At 69.3% G+C, this 15,586-nt stretch carries 14 protein-coding genes; 10 read left to right on the top strand and 4 right to left on the bottom strand.

The genetic code is table 11. From position 1 onward, the window contains the following. Positions 1 to 31: 31 nt before the first annotated feature. Both ACIRGA_RS23015 and ACIRGA_RS23010 read left to right on the top strand, forming a co-directional pair. Positions 32 to 673, top strand: coding sequence for a TetR/AcrR family transcriptional regulator (locus tag ACIRGA_RS23015; protein WP_400944256.1), 642 nt, complete (start codon positions 32 to 34; stop codon positions 671 to 673). Positions 674 to 794: 121 nt separating this feature from the next. Beyond that, a complete protein-coding gene (locus ACIRGA_RS23010; RefSeq protein ID WP_400944395.1) occupies positions 795 to 2,159 on the top strand; it encodes an MFS transporter in 1,365 nt (454 codons plus the stop codon). Here the strand turns inward: ACIRGA_RS23010 and ACIRGA_RS23005 are convergent. Next, a complete protein-coding gene (locus tag ACIRGA_RS23005; protein ID WP_400944254.1) occupies positions 2,057 to 2,632 on the bottom strand; it encodes a TetR/AcrR family transcriptional regulator in 576 nt (191 codons plus the stop codon). The two genes, ACIRGA_RS23010 and ACIRGA_RS23005, sit on opposite strands and share 103 nt — an antisense overlap. Positions 2,633 to 2,711: 79 nt before the next feature. Between ACIRGA_RS23005 and ACIRGA_RS23000 the strand changes: the two genes are divergently transcribed. Next, on the top strand, positions 2,712 to 3,608 hold the full coding sequence (locus ACIRGA_RS23000; protein WP_400944252.1) for an SDR family NAD(P)-dependent oxidoreductase: 897 nt from the start codon (positions 2,712 to 2,714) through the stop codon (positions 3,606 to 3,608). Here ACIRGA_RS23000 and ACIRGA_RS22995 read toward each other — a convergent pair. Then, the gene (locus ACIRGA_RS22995; RefSeq protein ID WP_400944250.1) at positions 3,598 to 4,986 is read right to left on the bottom strand and encodes a PepSY-associated TM helix domain-containing protein; all 1,389 of its coding nucleotides are present in this window, start codon (positions 4,984 to 4,986) and stop codon (positions 3,598 to 3,600) included. The genes ACIRGA_RS23000 and ACIRGA_RS22995 overlap by 11 nt on opposite strands. A gap of 116 nt (positions 4,987 to 5,102) precedes the next feature. Further along, the gene (locus tag ACIRGA_RS22990; RefSeq protein WP_400944248.1) at positions 5,103 to 5,648 is read right to left on the bottom strand and encodes a hypothetical protein; all 546 of its coding nucleotides are present in this window, start codon (positions 5,646 to 5,648) and stop codon (positions 5,103 to 5,105) included. Here ACIRGA_RS22990 and ACIRGA_RS22985 point away from each other — a divergent pair. The 6 genes from ACIRGA_RS22985 to ACIRGA_RS22960 all read left to right on the top strand — a co-directional run bounded on the left by ACIRGA_RS22985 (position 5,556) and on the right by ACIRGA_RS22960 (position 13,005). After that, positions 5,556 to 6,896, top strand: coding sequence for an MFS transporter (locus ACIRGA_RS22985; protein WP_400944246.1), 1,341 nt, complete (start codon positions 5,556 to 5,558; stop codon positions 6,894 to 6,896). The genes ACIRGA_RS22990 and ACIRGA_RS22985 overlap by 93 nt on opposite strands. A 32-nt stretch (positions 6,897 to 6,928) precedes the next feature. After that, entirely contained in the window at positions 6,929 to 7,933 is a 1,005-nt protein-coding gene (locus ACIRGA_RS22980; RefSeq protein ID WP_400944244.1) for a LacI family DNA-binding transcriptional regulator, read from the top strand. Positions 7,934 to 8,164: 231 nt separating this feature from the next. Then, positions 8,165 to 9,538, top strand: a complete 1,374-nt coding sequence (locus ACIRGA_RS22975) for an ABC transporter substrate-binding protein (RefSeq protein ID WP_400944242.1) — start codon at positions 8,165 to 8,167, stop codon at positions 9,536 to 9,538. Continuing rightward, entirely contained in the window at positions 9,516 to 10,490 is a 975-nt protein-coding gene (locus tag ACIRGA_RS22970; RefSeq protein WP_400944240.1) for a carbohydrate ABC transporter permease, read from the top strand. Before ACIRGA_RS22975 ends, ACIRGA_RS22970 begins: the two co-directional genes overlap by 23 nt. Next, the gene (locus ACIRGA_RS22965; RefSeq protein WP_400944238.1) at positions 10,487 to 11,356 is read left to right on the top strand and encodes a carbohydrate ABC transporter permease; all 870 of its coding nucleotides are present in this window, start codon (positions 10,487 to 10,489) and stop codon (positions 11,354 to 11,356) included. The genes ACIRGA_RS22970 and ACIRGA_RS22965 overlap by 4 nt, the downstream gene beginning before the upstream one ends. Before the next feature lie 50 nt (positions 11,357 to 11,406). Further along, on the top strand, positions 11,407 to 13,005 hold the full coding sequence (locus ACIRGA_RS22960) for a glycoside hydrolase family 13 protein (RefSeq protein WP_400944236.1): 1,599 nt from the start codon (positions 11,407 to 11,409) through the stop codon (positions 13,003 to 13,005). Here ACIRGA_RS22960 and ACIRGA_RS22955 read toward each other — a convergent pair whose 3' ends face one another. Beyond that, positions 13,006 to 14,571: a BTAD domain-containing putative transcriptional regulator gene (locus ACIRGA_RS22955; protein WP_400944234.1), complete on the bottom strand. Its 1,566-nt coding sequence runs from the start codon at positions 14,569 to 14,571 to the stop codon at positions 13,006 to 13,008. It lies immediately after the preceding gene. Positions 14,572 to 14,710: 139 nt separating this feature from the next. Between ACIRGA_RS22955 and ACIRGA_RS22950 the strand changes: the two genes are divergently transcribed. After that, on the top strand, positions 14,711 to 15,142 hold the full coding sequence (locus ACIRGA_RS22950) for an organic hydroperoxide resistance protein (RefSeq protein ID WP_400944232.1): 432 nt from the start codon (positions 14,711 to 14,713) through the stop codon (positions 15,140 to 15,142). The last annotated feature ends 444 nt before the right edge of the window (positions 15,143 to 15,586 follow it).

Here is a 15,586-nt window from a genome sequence, read left to right as displayed (position 1 = left end):
GGCCTTCCACCAGCGGTTCGGAGGGAGTCAGGTGGCCGCACCGTCGTCCGAGGTCGAGCGCCAGCGCGACAAGGAACGCACCCGCGCCGAAATCCTCGCGGTGGCCACCAGGGAATTCGCCGACAAGGGATACGCCGGCGCGAGGGTGGACGAGATCGCCGCCCGCACGAGCACCACGAAGCGGATGATCTACTACTACTTCGGCGGCAAGGAGCAGCTCTACGTCGCCGCGCTCGAACGGGCGTACGCGACCATCCGAGCGCTCGAACAGGATCTGGACGTCGACCACCTCGAACCCGAGGACGCGATCCGCCAGCTCGCCGAGCTCACCTTCGACCACCACGAGGCGAACCCGGACTTCATCCGCCTCGTGAGTATCGAGAACATCCACCACGGCGAACACATCGCCCGGTCGGAAGTCTTGTCCGGCATGGCGAATCCGGCTCTCGACGTACTCTCCCGCATCCTCGACCGCGGCCGCGAAGCCGGCCGGTTCCGCGAGGACGTCGACGCGCTCGACGTGCACATGGTGATCAGCTCGTTCTGCGTGTTCCGCCTCGCGAACCGGCACACCTTCTCCGCGATCTTCGGCCGGGACATGCTCGACCCCGCGCGCCGCGACCACTATCGCCTGATGCTGGGCGACCTCGTGATCGAGTACCTGACCGCCTGAAATCACGGCTCTTGACAACCGGGACACAGTCTCGCACGCTGTATTAACTAACTAGATCGTACATTGCTGGATCGTCCCCTGGAGTGTCGACGTGGCCCCTCCCTCCCCTGTCACGCAAGGCATGCCCCGCAAGGCCGCACTGGCCGCCTGGATCGGCAGCGCCTTGGAGTACTACGACTTCTTCATCTACGGAACCGCCGCCGCACTGGTGTTCAACAAGGTCTTCTTCCCCGCCTCCTCCCCCGCCACCGGGACACTGCTCGCGCTGGCGACCTTCGGCGTCGGCTATCTCGCCCGCCCGGTCGGCGCGTTCGTGCTCGGGCACGTCGGCGACCGGCTGGGCCGCAAGAAGGTCCTGGTGTTCACGCTCCTGCTGATGGGCGCCACGACGTTCCTGGTCGGCTGCCTTCCGACGTACGCCTCCGTCGGCGTGCTCGCGCCGATCCTGCTGGTGATCCTCCGCCTGCTGCAAGGACTTTCGGCCGCGGGCGAGCAGGCGGGCGCCAACTCGATGTCCCTGGAGCACGCGCCGTCCCACCGGCGCGGCTACTACACGAGCTTCACCCTCAGCGGCACACAAGCCGGGCAGATCCTCGCCACCGCCGTCTTCCTGCCGATCGCCGCGCTCCCCCAGGACCAGCTGCTCACCTGGGGCTGGCGGATCCCGTTCTGGTGCAGTGCCGCGGTGGTGGTCGTCGGTTTCGTGATCCGCCGCAAGATCGACGAAACCCCGGTCTTCGAACAGAACCGGTCCGACGTCGCGAAACTGCCGGTCGCCGTGCTGTTCCGGACGCACTGGAAGGACGTGCTCCGCGTCGTCGTCGCGGCCACCATCGCCTCCGTCAGCACGATCTTCACCGTCTACGCGCTGAGCTACGCGGTCAACACGGTCGGGCTGGACCGTGGCCCGATCCTGTGGGTCGGCGTGCTGGCCAACGTCGCCGCGCTGCTCGCGATCCCGTTCCTGGCCGGGCTTTCCGACCGGATCGGCCGCAAACCCGTGTTCATCGCGGGCTGTCTCGCCTGCGCGGTGCTGATCTTCCCGTATCTGTGGTCCATTTCGGACGGTTCGTATCCGCTGATCTTCACCGTCGGCATCCTGCTGTTCGGCGTCGCCTACAGCGCCGTCAACGGGGTTTGGCCGTCGTTCTACGGCGAAATGTTCAGCGCCAAGGTCCGGCTTTCGGGAATGGCGATCGGCACCCAGATCGGCTTCGCGATCGCCGGGTTCGCCCCGAGCGTGGTGGCCGCGATCGGCTCGGGCAAGGACGATTGGCTCGGCGTCGCCGTCTTCACCGCCGCCGTGTGCCTGCTCAGTTCCGCGGCCGCGCTCACCGCGCGCGAGACGCACGACGTGCCGACCGAGGACCTCGGGGCGGACGGTCAGAACCCCGGCCAGCCTCGCCGCAGGAAGACGAACGCGGCGTCCAGCGCCGCGGCCGGATCCGCCTCGACGCCGGCCAGGTCCGGGACCTCCAGGACGTAGCGGGCCAGCAACCGCACGGAGAAATCGTCCCGACCGGACTCTTCGGCGATGACCTTCGCGAGCGCGTCTTCGCACCCTGTCCACAGTGTCCTGGCGTAGGCGCGCAGCGCCGGGGTGGCGATCACCAGCTCCGCGACCCGGCGTGACAGCGGATCGGGAGCCGGATCGAACGGGCCGCGGGTCGCGAGGAAGTCCCGCAACGCGTCCAGGATCGAGGTGCCCTCGGCCCGGTCACGCACCGCGGCGGCCAAAGCCGCTTCCCGTTCGTGGCCGTGGCCGAGGATCAGCGCCTCCTTGCCACCCGGGAAATGCGCGAACAGCGTGGACACCGCCGTGTCGGCGGCGTCGGCGATCTCCGCGACGGTGACGTTGTCGAAACCCCGTTCCAGGAACAGTTCTCGCGCCGCCCCCGACAGGGCCTGGCGGGTCGCCGCCTTCTTGCGTTCACGCCTGCCCGGCTCTGTCGCTCCCATGCGACCACAATACATCGAAGTGACTCCGAATTCGAAGTGAGTGTATGTTCGGAGTGACTTCGACTTTGAGGAGCACGCCATGGGCCACTGGGACGTCCACCACCTGCCGCGTGCCGACGGCAAGACCTTCCTGGTCACCGGCGGCAACGCGGGGATCGGTTACTTCGTCGCCGAACAGCTCGCCGGCACCGGCGCCACCGTGCTCCTCGGCAGCCGGAACGCAGCCAAGGCGGAGGCGGCGATCGCTTCGATCCGCTCCCTGGTCCCCGACGCGAGACTCGGGCACCTGCGGCTCGACCTTTCCGATCTCCCCTCCCTCGAGTCCTCAGTGGACACTCTGGGGGTCGACCGGCTCGACGCCGTCGTCTGCAACGCGGGCGTACTCCTGGAAGACCAGCCGAGGCGTGAAACCCCCGAGGGGCTCGAACTGACCTTCGCCACCAACCATCTCGGGCATTTCGTGCTGGTGCACCGGTTGATGCCGTTGCTCGAAGCGGCGGAAGCCGGCCGCGTCGTCACCACGGGCAGCTTCGTCGGCAAGTCGGCGGAACTCGACCTGGACGACCTCCAGAGCAAGCGGGATTACCAGCCCAAGCGCACCTACGCGCGCTCGAAACTGGCACAGATGCTGTTCGCCTTCGAGCTCGACAGGCGGCTGCGCGCGGCCGGGAGCACGGTCCTGAGCGTCGTCGACCATCCGGGCGGCGCGCTCGACGCCCTGACCCCGCCGAGGCCGGTGCACCCGGAGGCCGCCGGCCGGAAGTTCCCGGCCGGGCTTCTGTTGCAGGGCAAGGAAGCCGGCGCTTGGCCCGCGGTACGCGCCGTCCTCGACCCCGCCGTGCGCGGCGGCGAGATGTTCGGCCCGCGCATGTTCGGGTTGCGCGGTGAGCCGAGGCGAGAGCCGGTCCGCGGGAAGCTCGCCGACACCGCGCTCGCCGCCCGGTTGTGGACGGCGAGCGCGGAACTCACACGGTGACGTCGGTGGCATCCGGTTCGGCCCGGCCACGGGAGCGCAGGCCCAGCAGCAGGTCGATCACCAGGAACGCCAGCAGGCTGAGGCCGAGCAGCGGCACGAACCAGCCGATCGCGGCGGCCAGGACGAGGAGACCCACCAGCAGCGCGGGCGGCGCCTTGCGCCACTGACCGCGCGGGATGGGCCGCCCGAAGGTCAGCCCGGTCGCGCGGGTCGGCCTGCGCTGCCACCACATCCGGTAGCCGAGCACGACCAGCGTGACCAGACCGGCGCCGAGCAGGAGCAGCACGATCTGGTTGGGCCAGCCGAACAGCACGCCCATATGCGCGTCGATGCCCCATCGGGCGAGCTTCGCCATCAGCGGGTAGTCGGCGAACCGCACCTCGCCCAGGATCTGCCCGGTGGTCCCGTCGACCGCGACGGCGTCGACCTGTGTCGGCCAGCCGCGCTCGATTTCCGCCACCTGCCAAGGAGCCCCGGGTTTCGCGGGCAGCCCGATCTCCACCGAGGCGGCGTCGATACCGGCGGCACGGGCGGAGGCCAGCATGGCGTCCACGCTCTCGGGCTTCGCGGGCGCCGGTGCGGCGGGGGCTTCGCCGTGACCGGCGTGTCCGGCATGTTCGTCAGCGCCGGTCACCTTCAACGCCGGAGTGGCCCAGCCGAGGGATTCACGCAGCGCGGAGACGTTCTCGCCCGCGTACGCCGACCACGTGAGCCCGGTCGCGGACAGGAAAAGCGCGCCGAGCAGTACCCACAGACCGACGGATCCGTGACGGCGCACCGACTTCCCGCGCGCGGACTCGGCCTTCTCGGCCCGGCGGGTACGACGACGGCTCACCCACAGCACGAGACCGCCCAGCGCCACCGCCCACAGCCAGGACGCGGCGAGTTCGCTGTAGAGCCTTCCTGGTTCACCGAGCAGCAGGTTGCGGTGCAACTGGTCGAGCGTGGTCCGGAACGGCAAGGCACCGCTCGAGCCGTACGCGACGAGATCCCCGCGCACCTGCGCGGTGGCCGGATCGACGAACACCGCGCGCCGTTCGGACTCGCCGAGCCCGTCCTCGGCGAACAGCACGCGAGTGGTGTCACCCGGTTCGGGGGCGGGCCGGACGGCGACCAGCTCGCCGCCGGGGTGGGCCGCTTGTGCCGCCTTGACCTGGTCGGCGAGTGAGACCTGGTTCAGCCCGACGGGTGCGCGGAGCTGGTCGGAATAGATCCAGGACTCCATCTGCGGCGTCGCCGCGTACAGCACGCCGCTCAGCGCGGCGATGAGGATGAACGGTCCGACGAGAACGCCGGCGTAGAAGTGGAGCCGGAGGAACAGCCCGCGCCAGCCGGTCGTGCGCGGCGGACTCGTGGTCGATTCGATTCGCGTTGCCATGGGGGGAACTCCTGAGGCGTCGGGTGGGGAGGCGTGCGCCTGCGCCGCACGCCGGAGTGGTCACGGCGCGCGTGCTGAGCCCTGCCGGGACACGGGTCTCGGCAGGGTTTCGGGGATCAGGCGAACGTCACCGGCGGGCCGCGCCGCGAAAGCACGTCTCGCAGGAGCGCCTCGGTCGCGGGGAACTCCACCGCGAGCGGGACATGGATCCGCAGCGGCGCCGTCGCCGGCCGCGGTGTCAGGCGTCGAGGAAGAACCGAAGCGATGAGCGTCGTGAGCGCGTACAGGACGTGCTCGGCACCCGCGAGCACCATCGCCACCACCAGGGTCGCGACGGCGTGCCCGGCCACCATGGACAGGCCGTTGCCCGGGGATTCGGCGTGATGGGCATGCGGCTGCCAGGTCAGGAAGGTCAGGCAGGCGTGCATCGCCAGTTGTCCGCCCGCCACCAGGCCGAGGATGGCGAGCGGGCCGCGGCGGCGTCCCGCGAACGCGTACGCCACCCAGCTCAGCAGGGCGACGAGCAGCACGACGACGCCGAGGTCGGGGAGCCGCCCGCTGGTCCCGACGTGGGCACCGGTCGCCAAGGTCCCGGTCAGGACCCCCACGGCCCCGCCGCGAAGGCGCCTGGCCGGGCCTCGGGTCGGGGTCGGCGTGCGCACGGGAGGCAGAGTAGAGCGCGAACGGGCCCGTTGTCTCTCCTTGATATCGTCGGCCCGGTGCTCCGCAGCCTGCCGTTCCTCCGGCTCTGGACCGGGAACACCGCCTCCGGGCTGGCGACCTGGGCACTGCCGTTCATCCTCGGACTGGCGGTGCTGGAACGGTCGCTTTCGGCTGTGGACCTCGGCATCGTGCTCGCCGCGCGGACGGCGGGATTCCTCGTGGCCGTCCCGGTGGCGGGGGTATTGGCCGACCGGCATTCCCGCCGCGGGGTCGTGCTCTGGGCGGGTCTCATCGCCGGTCTCGCCACACCGCTGATCGCCACCGGCATGGGCCGGTCCGTCCTGCTGATGGCCACCGCGGCCGCCGTCGTCGGCATCGGGCAGGGCGCGTGCCGCCCGGCGTTCCAGGCGCTGACCGCCGAGGTGATCACCGAAGACCGCCGCCAGCAGGCCAACGCCGCGATGACCCTCGCCGTCCGGGTCACGACGCTGGTCGCACCGGGGCTCACCGCGCTGCTCTCCCAGTTCGCCTCGACGTCGGCCCTGGTGATCGGGACCGGCGTGCTGTGGCTGGGCGCGGCGCTGATCCCGCCGCGTGGCACGTTCACGCCCGCCCCGGCCGGGACCCGCTTCTTCGGCGAGTTCGCCGACGGTCTCCGCGAAGCTCGCCGCCACCCGTGGTTCCTGGCCGGGCTCGGCGCGCTGACCGCCGTCGTCGCGACCGGCTATTCCGCCACCGGTGTCGTGCTGCCGCTGGTCAGCCGCGACCGCTATGACAGCGAAGCGATCCTCGCCGCCGGGCTCACCGCGTACACCCTCGGCGCGCTCGCGGGCGCGGTCGTCATCGCGCGCTGGCGCCCGAAGCGTCAAGGCTGGACGGCGCTGGCCGGGCTCGGCTGCTACGGCTTCGCACCGCTCAGCCTGCTGTTCCCGGTGCACCCGGCCTTCGTCGTCGCCGCGTACGCCGTCGCCGGGCTGGGCATCGAACTGTTCAACGTCCCGTGGTTCACCGCGACCCAGCGGGAGGTCGAACCGGGAAAGCTCGCGCGAGTGTCCTCTTTGGACTTCCTGTTCTCCTACGGCCTCGCGCCCGCCGGATTGGCGCTCATCGCGCCCGCGATCGACCGGTTCGGGGCGACGCCGGTACTGGCGGCGTGCGCGGTCGTCTGCTTCGCCGCACCTGCGGCCGCCGCACTCATTCCGTCCTCGCGTGACTTTCGGGCCACCGCACCGATCAAGAGTGTCTAGTTTTTGCGCTCGCTTGCGGTAATGTTTCAGCCATGACGCGTCGTCTTGCCGAAGTAGCCCGCAAGGTCGGGGTCAGTGAAGCCACGGTCAGCCGGGTGCTCAACGGCCGGTCCGGGGTCTCCGCGAGCACCCGGGCCGCCGTCCTCACCGCGCTGGACGTGATGGGTTACGAACGGCCGACCCAGCTCCGGGGCGACCGTGCCCGCCTGGTCGGGCTGGTCCTTCCCGAACTGCAGAACCCGATCTTCCCCGCGCTGGCCGAGATCATGGGCAACGCGCTGGCCCAGCAGGGTTTCACCCCCGTCCTGTGCACCCGCACCGCGGGCGGCGTCTCCGAAGCGGAGTACGTCGAACTGCTGTTGCAGCAGCAGGTCTCGGGTGTCGTGTTCGCCGGCGGGCTCTACGCCCAGGCCGACGCGGTGCACGCGCACTACCACCATCTCGCCGAGCGCCGCCTGCCCACGGTGCTGATCAACGCCGCCGTCGACCACCTCGGGCTGCCGCAGATCTCGTGCGACGACGCGGTCGCCGTCGAACAGGTCGTCGGCCACCTGAGCTCGCTCGGCCACGAGAAGATCGGCCTCGTCCTCGGCCCGACCGACCACGTCCCGTCCCAGCGCAAACTCGAGGCGTTCCGCGCCTACGCGGGCAAACTCGGCCTCCCGGTCCTGGACGAACTCGTCGAACACGGCATGTTCTCCATCGAAGGCGGGCACGCGGCCGCGGCCAGGCTGTACCCGCGCGGCGCGACCGCCGTCCTGTGCGCGAGCGACCTCCTCGCACTGGGCGCGATCCGCGCGGCCCGGCGACAGGGATTGTCGGTACCCGAAGACATCTCGGTGGTCGGCTACGACGATTCCGCCCTCATGAACTGCACCGACCCGCCGCTCACCACCACCCGCCAGCCGATCGAGGCGATGGGCCGCGCCGTGGTGGAACTGCTGGTCAAGCGCATAAACGGTGGAGAGGTGGCGGCCGAGGAGCTGCTGTTCGCGCCCGAACTCGTCGTCCGGGGCTCCACCGCGCGCCGCATCTAGCCGACTACTTGCGAGGTCGTCGAGTCGCGAGCCTCCCGAACGGTCCGTGAAGGCCTCCTTGAGGGACTCTGGGTCCCTCAAGGAGGCCTTCACGCGCTTGCGGCATCCTTGCCGACGGTGACTGTCGAAAAGTTGCAAGTTCTCATCCAGTTATTGCGTTAATCCGGGGCTTCACTTTAGAGTGACCGCAATCACGTGACAGCCGTCGCGATCCCGAGATGAGGCTTGAAGATGAGCAGCACTTGGTCCCCCACCGTGCGCCGCCGGATGTTCTGCCTGCTCCTTGCGGGTGGACTCACCCTGGGGACGGCCGCCTGCGGTGCCGACTCCGGCGAGAGCGCCGGGGGCAAGGTCAAGATCACGGTCACCGGGCAGCCCCCGACCAGCCAGCCGTTCGAGCGCGGCGTGTTCGACGCCGACGTCAAGGAGTTCGAGGAGAGCCACCCGGACATCGACATCGAGCCCCACGAAGGGTTCATGGACCCGAAGACGTTCTCCGCCAAACTCGCCGGCGGGCAGCTCGAAGACGTCTACTACGTCTACTTCACCGACCCGGCGCAGATCATCGCGCGCCGTCAGGCCGCCGACATCACCGAAGCGGCCAAGGGCCTGAAGAACGTCGGCGACATCAAGCCGGAATTACTGGACAACTTCCGGGACGCCGACGGCAAGCTCTACGGTCTGCCGACGATGAACTACAGCATGGGCCTGCTCTACAGCCGCCCGCTGTTCCAGAAGGCCGGGCTGGACCCGAACAAACCGCCGCGGACCTGGGACGAAGTCCGCGCCGCCGCGAAGAAGATCGCCGCGCTGGGCAACGGCACCGTCGGATACGCCGACTACAGCAAGAACAACCAGGGCGGCTGGCATCTGACCGGCTGGCTCTACTCGATGGGCAGCGAGGTCGCCCGCAAGGACGGCGGCAAGTGGGTCGCCGCGTTCAACAACGACAAGGCCAAGGCCGCTCTCAACCAGCTGCGCGCCATGCGGTGGGACGACGACACCATGGGCAGCAAGCAGTTGCTCGAAGCCCAGGACGTCCAGCGCATGATGGGCGCCGGCCAGCTCGGCATGTACATGGCCGCCCCGGACAACGTGCCCGTTCTGGTCAAGCAGTTCAACGGCAAGTACGAGGACTACGGCGTCGCGGGAATGCCGGGCGGGCAGGGAACGCTGCTCGGCGGCGAGGGCTACATGCTCAACCCCAAGGCCTCGCCGGAGAAGATCAAGGCCGGCTTGGAATGGGTCCGCTGGAAGTATCTCAACCCGGAGCGCTTCGAGAAGCACGTCCAGCAGTACGTCGACGGCAAGCAGCCGGTCGGGCTGCCGGCCGAGCCGACCCCGGACGTCTGGCAGGGCGCCGTCCGTGATCAGCAGCTCGCGGTCAAGGCCAAGCACGCCAACGTTCCCGCCGAGAACTACCAGTCCTATGTGGACTCCGGTTCGCGGATCAAGGGCAGTATCGAGCCGCCGAACGCGCAGCAGGTCTACGCCATTCTCGACAGCGTGATGCAGGCGGTGCTCACCGATCGGAACGCGAATGTCGATCAGCAGCTGTCGTCGGCGGAGTCGAAGGTCAACAGTGTCCTCGCCCAGGTCAAGTAGCGTCCTCGACTGGCCCGCGACAACGTCGTCGCGGGCCGGTCGGCCGGTCGCCCCGGCCGCCGAACGCCGCCGGAACCGGTTGCGCCGCAAGCTCAAGGAGAATCTCACCGCGTACGGCCTGTTGTGCGCCGCACTCGTGGTGTTCGCGCTGTTCTCCTGGTATCCGATCGTGCGCGGGGTCCTGCTGAGCTTCCAGCAGGTCGACTTCGTCAACCCGCCGACGTGGGTCGGGTTCGACAACTTCACCCGCCTGTTCGAAGACCCCCTGTTCGGCGTCGCCTGGCGCAACACGCTGTTGTTCACCGGGCTCGCGCTGGTCTTCGGGTTCGTGGTGCCCTTCCTGACCGCGGTGCTGCTCAACGAACTGCGGCACGCCAGGGCGTTCTTCCGGCTCGCGGTCTACCTGCCGGTGATGTTGCCGCCGGTGGTCACCGCCCTGATGTGGAAGTGGTTCTACGACCCGGGTGCCGGCCTGTTCAACTCCGCGCTCGGCGCCGCCGGCCTGCCCGGCGGGCAATGGCTCGACTCGAGCGACACGTCGATGCTGTCGCTGGTGTTCGTGTCGACGTGGGCGAACATGGGCAGCACCACGCTGATCTATCTCGCCGCGCTCGGCACCATCCCCGGCGAGCTCTACGAAGCCGCGGAGCTGGACGGCGCGGGGCTGTGGAAACGCCTGATCCACGTCACCCTGCCGCAGACCAGGTTCGTGTTGCTGGTGCTCTTGCTGCTGCAGGTGGTCGCGACCATGCAGGTGTTCACCGAGCCGTACGTGATGACCGGCGGCGGGCCGGACGACTCCACCGTCACCGTGCTCCTGCTGCTCTACCGCTATGCCTTCGTCTACAACGACTTCGGCTCGGCCAGCGCGTTGAGCCTGCTGCTGTTCGTCGCGCTCGGGGTGTTCTCCGCGTTGTACGTGCGCCTGACCCGGAAGGCGGATGAGTCATGAGAACGCTCGTCTCCCCCGGCACGCTCCGCAGCCCCGGCGGCAAGATCGGGTATGCCGTGATCTTCGGCTGCACGCTGCTCCTGTTCGTCATCGCGTTCCTGTTCCCGCTGTACTGGGCGGTGACCGGCGCGATGAAGTCACCGCAGGAGCTGGCGCAGACGCCCGCGACGTTCATCCCGAACGAATGGCATCCGGAGACGTTCGCCGACGCGTGGGACCAGCTGAGCCTCGGCAAGTACTTCCTCAACACGGTCATCGTCGCGGGCGGCGCCTGGCTGGCCCAACTGGCCATCGACGTCCCCGCCGCGTTCGCGTTGTCGAAGCTGCGGCCGAAATTCGGCAACGTCGTGCTCGGCCTGATGCTCGCGACGTTGATGCTCCCCGCCGCGGCCCTGCTGGTGCCCACCTACGTGACGATCACCGACCTGCCGTTGCTGGACATCAACCTGATCAACTCGCCGGCGGCGGTCTGGCTGCCCGCCGCCGCGAACGCGTTCAACATCTACCTGCTGAAACGGTTCTTCGACCAGATCCCGGACGAGCTGATCGAGGCCGCGCGGCTCGACGGCGCGGGGCCGGTGCGCACGCTGTGGCGGATCATCCTGCCGATCTCCCGGCCGATCCTGGCCGTGGTCTCGATCCTCGCGGTGGTGGCCGCGTGGAAGGACTTCATCTGGCCGCTGCTCGTGTTCCCGGACACCGAGAAGCAGACGCTGTCGGTGATGCTGCAACGGGTGGCCATCGACATGCCGCTGAACGTGCTCGTCGCCGGGATGGTGCTGGCCAGCCTGCCGATGGTGGCGCTGTTCCTGGCGTTCCAGCGGCACATTCTCGCCGGGCTCACCGCCGGCAGCCTCAAGGGCTGAATTCTTCGCCGCATTCGGGGTATCCACGAACGACTGAGGAGGGCATTTCCGTGACCGCATTGGGGCAGGCCGCCGGATGGTGGCGCAGCGCGGCGATCTACCAGGTCTACATCCGCAGTTTCGCGGACGGGAACGGTGACGGCGTCGGCGATCTCGCCGGGGTCCGCGCACGGCTGGACTACCTGGCCGAACTGGGGATCGACGCGATCTGGTTCACCCCGTGGTATCCGTCACCGATGGACGACGGCGGCTACGACGTCGCCGACTTCCGGGAGATCGACCCGCTCTTCGGCACGCTCGCCGAAGCGGAGGACCTGATCGCCGAGGCCCACGCCAAGGGGATCCGCGTGATCATCGACATCGTGCCGAACCACTGTTCCGACGAGCACCGCTGGTTCCAGGACGCGCTCGCCACCGAGCCCGGATCTCCGGAGCGGCAACGGTTCTGGTTCCGGCCGGGCCGCGGGCTCGACGGGTCCGAGCCGCCGAATAACTGGAAGTCACGCTTCGGCGGCTCCGCCTGGACCCGGGTCCCGGACGGCGAGTGGTACCTGCACCTGTACAGCTCGCGCCAGCCGGATTTCAACTGGGACAACCAGGACATCCGCCAGGATTTCGGGGACATCTTGCGGTTCTGGTTCGACCGCGGTGTCGACGGCTTCCGCATCGACGTCGCCGACGGGCTGGTGAAGGATCCGCGGCTGCCCGATGTCGACCCCGGCGACGAGACGCCGTTCTCCGATCAGGAGGGGCTTCACGAGATCTACCGGTCGTGGCGCAAGATCGCCGACAGCTACCCGGGCGACCGCGTGCTGGTCGGCGAGATGTGGCTGCCGGAGATGTCGCGGGCCGCGCGGTACCTGCGCCGCGACGAGCTGCACGCGGCGTTCAACTTCGATTTCCTGGTGTGTCCCTGGGATTTCGCCCGGTTCAGAGATGTCATCGGCCGCACGCTGGCGGCGCACGAGGAGGTCGGCGCGCCCGCGGCCTGGGTGCTGTCGAACCACGACGTCACCCGGCACGTGACCCGGTACGGCCGCGAGGGCGACACCGGTTTCGCGTTCGCGGACCGGCTGCACGGCACCCCGGTCGACCGGGAGCTCGGGACCCGCCGGGCACGGGCGGCGGCGTTGCTGACCATGGCGTTGCCCGGCGGTCTCTATGTCTACCAAGGGGAAGAGCTCGGTCTGTGGGAGATCGAGGACATCCCCGGCGAACTCCGTCAGGATCCCGTGTGGACCCGCACGAACGGTGCCGACCCCGGTCGTGACGGCTGCCGTGTCCCGCTCCCCTGGTCCGGTGACGCGCCGCCGTTCGGTTTCGGTGCGGGTGGGACATGGCTGCCCCAGCCCGAGGAATGGCGCGCCAGCACGGCGGAGGCGCAGGCGGCCGAGCCGGCGTCGATGCTCCGGCTCTACCGCTCCGGCCTGCGCCTGCGGGACGAACTTCCCGCACTCGGCCCCGGTGATCTGGAGTGGCTGGCGCTGGGCGACGGCGTGCTCGCGTTCACCCGGGAGCCGGGCTTCACCTTCGTGCTGAACTTCTCCGACGAGCCCGTACCGCTGCCGCCGCATCGCGAGGTGCTCCTGGCCAGTGGCCCGGTCGACGGTGAGCTCCCGACGGATACGGCGGTGTGGCTGCACACCTGATCAACGGCCGGTCGTGACCCGGCTGATCCGGCCGCGCATCCGTGCGTGGCCGGCCGGGTCACGCCACCGGAGGTGCCTGTCGAGCGCCTCGCGGAGCACACCGCCGAGGACGAGGCCGTGAGTGGCGGTCTCGACGCAGGGGTGGTCGCGGAGCCAGTCGAACAGCTCAGACGACCGTCCTCCCGGCAGCACGGACCGGAGGAGGTCTTCGGTGGTGTGATCCGCTTGCGCGCACACGTACAACGCCCAGCGATGCGCCTCCGTCGGCGGGTCACCGGCCAGCTGCGCGTAAACGGTGTCCACCACGTAGCGCGCCGCGTCCGCTCGCGGCGACCTGCTGACCTCGGCGGCCAGCGAGAGCGCGAACGGGTTCCCCGCCGCGAAGTCCACAATGGACCTCCGAAGGTCTGGGCCGACACCGCGCGCTTCGAGCAGCGCAGCGGACTCGTTGTCGCTCAAGGGTTCGAGCTTCCTGATGCGGATCCGGCCCGACCATGCCGGATCGACCAGCAATTTGGCGTCCGGACCGCTCCGGCCCGCGATCACGACCGTGACGTCTTCGGGCAGGCGGCGCAAAGCCTCCGCCGGATCATCGAGCCCGTCGAAGAGGCGTACGGGTCTGCCCATGGCCGCCGCGTCGTCGGCGAACTTCCGCAGCAGGGTCGACTTTCCGATGCCGGGCGGTCCGGTGAGGAACAGGACCTCGACGCCCTTGGCCGGGTCTTTCGCGAGCAGCCGCCGGAACTCCGCGCGTTCACGGTCACGTCCGACGAACAGCGGGTCCGGTTCGCGGAGTGCGGGCGTCCGCTCGTCCTCGGCGCGTAGCACCTTTTCGTGCAGTGCCCGCAGTTTCGGCCCCGGCCGGACCCCGAGTTCTTCGTCGAACAGGTCGTGGACCGAGCGATAGAGTTCGAGCGCCTCGGCCCGGCGCCCGCCGCGATGAAGGGCGAGGAGATAGATCTCGTACAGCGGTTCCTCGAGGCGGTTCCGTTCGATCAGCGCGGGCACTTCGGCCATCACCTCGTCGTGTTCCCCGAGTTCCAGGCGCAGCCGAAGCAGCTCTTGGGTGGCGGTCAGTTTCAGCCGTTCCAGGCGCGAGCGTTCCTGTTCGGCCGCTTCGCCGGGGACGCCGGCCAGCGCCGTTCCGGTCCAGAGGCCGAGCGCGCGTTCCAGCAGCTTCGCCGCCGTGTCCGCGTTGTGCGCCCGGCGCGCACTTTCGATCAGCCCGGCGAATTCGACCGCGTCCACCTCGAAGCGATCCGGCTCCAGCCGGTAGCCGCCGGACCGCGAGATGATCGCCGAACCCAAGCCCTGCAAGGAGAGCAGCCGCCGGAGACGGGAGATGTAGGTCCGGATGACGGCCTCGCCGGTCGCGGGCGACCGCTCGCCCCAGAGCCCGTCGATCAGCTCACCGGTCCGGACGAAACTGCCCGCGTTGGCCAGCAGCAGCATCAACACCGCCTGCTGTTGCGGAGACCCGAGATCCAGCCGGATGCCGCCGCTGGTGAAACCCGGCGGGCCGAGCACGGTGAAGCGATACCGGACTTCCTGCGGCAGGGAGGACATGCGCGGAACGGTAGGCGGGCCCGGCCCGCGTCGGCGACCGTCGGATGACGTCGTCGGCGTACGTCGTCCGCCCATGACGTACAGGACTGACGTCGTCCGACGGTCGCCGAGGTCAGGGACGGATTCCTACCGTTGCGGCATGTCTGAAACCACGTACACCGCCGTCGCCACTTCGACCGCGGAAGGCCGTAACGGCGGCCGCGCGACCTCCGACGACGGCGTGCTCGACGTCGGCCTCGCCGTCCCGAAGACCTTCGGCGGCTCCGGCGATGGCACGAACCCCGAGCAACTGTTCGCAGCGGGCTGGGCGTCCTGCTTCGTCGGCGCCGTCCGCCGCGTCGCGGGCGTCAAGAAGGTGAAGCTGGAAGACCTCGCCGTCGTCGCCGAGGTGACGCTGCACCACGACACCGACGCGGGCGAGTTCCACCTGAGCGCCGCGCTGCACCTGGAGGCCACGGGTATCGACCAGGCCACCGCCGACGAGCTGGTCCAGGGCGCGCACCAGGTGTGCCCGTACTCCAAGGCGACGCGCGGGAACGTCGAGGTCACGTTGGATGCCACAGTGGCGTGACGTACTGGGTCTCGTGAGTGGTAAGGGCGGTTCTATTGAGGGGCAAGTCAAATATGGCGAGCCGCGCACCCTTTGCGGCCTGGGTCCGCGCTGACCGACGAGGGCCGACCGCGCCATAAATGTCCACAAAGGACACTCTTCGGACTATCGGTGTCCGGCTTGGGCAGCCTGCACGGTTCCACGAGGGTGTCGTGAGCGGCAAAGAGGGTTCTATTGGGCGGTAAGTCAAATATGGCGAGCCGCGCACCCTTTGCGGCCCGGGTCCGCGCCGACCGACGAGGGCCGATCGGGCTGCGAGTGTCCACATGGGACACTTTTCGAGCTGAAAGCGTCCGGTTCGGGAACTTTGCGCATCTTCGCGCGGGGGTGGGGGGGGGGGGGGGGGGGGGGGTGCCCCCCCACGCCCCCCCACCCCCCCCCCCGGCCCCGGGGACAGGGACGAAA

The organism is Amycolatopsis sp. NPDC102389 (assembly GCF_044765885.1).
Classification (GTDB): Bacteria; Actinomycetota; Actinomycetes; order Mycobacteriales; family Pseudonocardiaceae; genus Amycolatopsis.
This window is presented reverse-complemented; position numbering and strand designations above follow the sequence as displayed.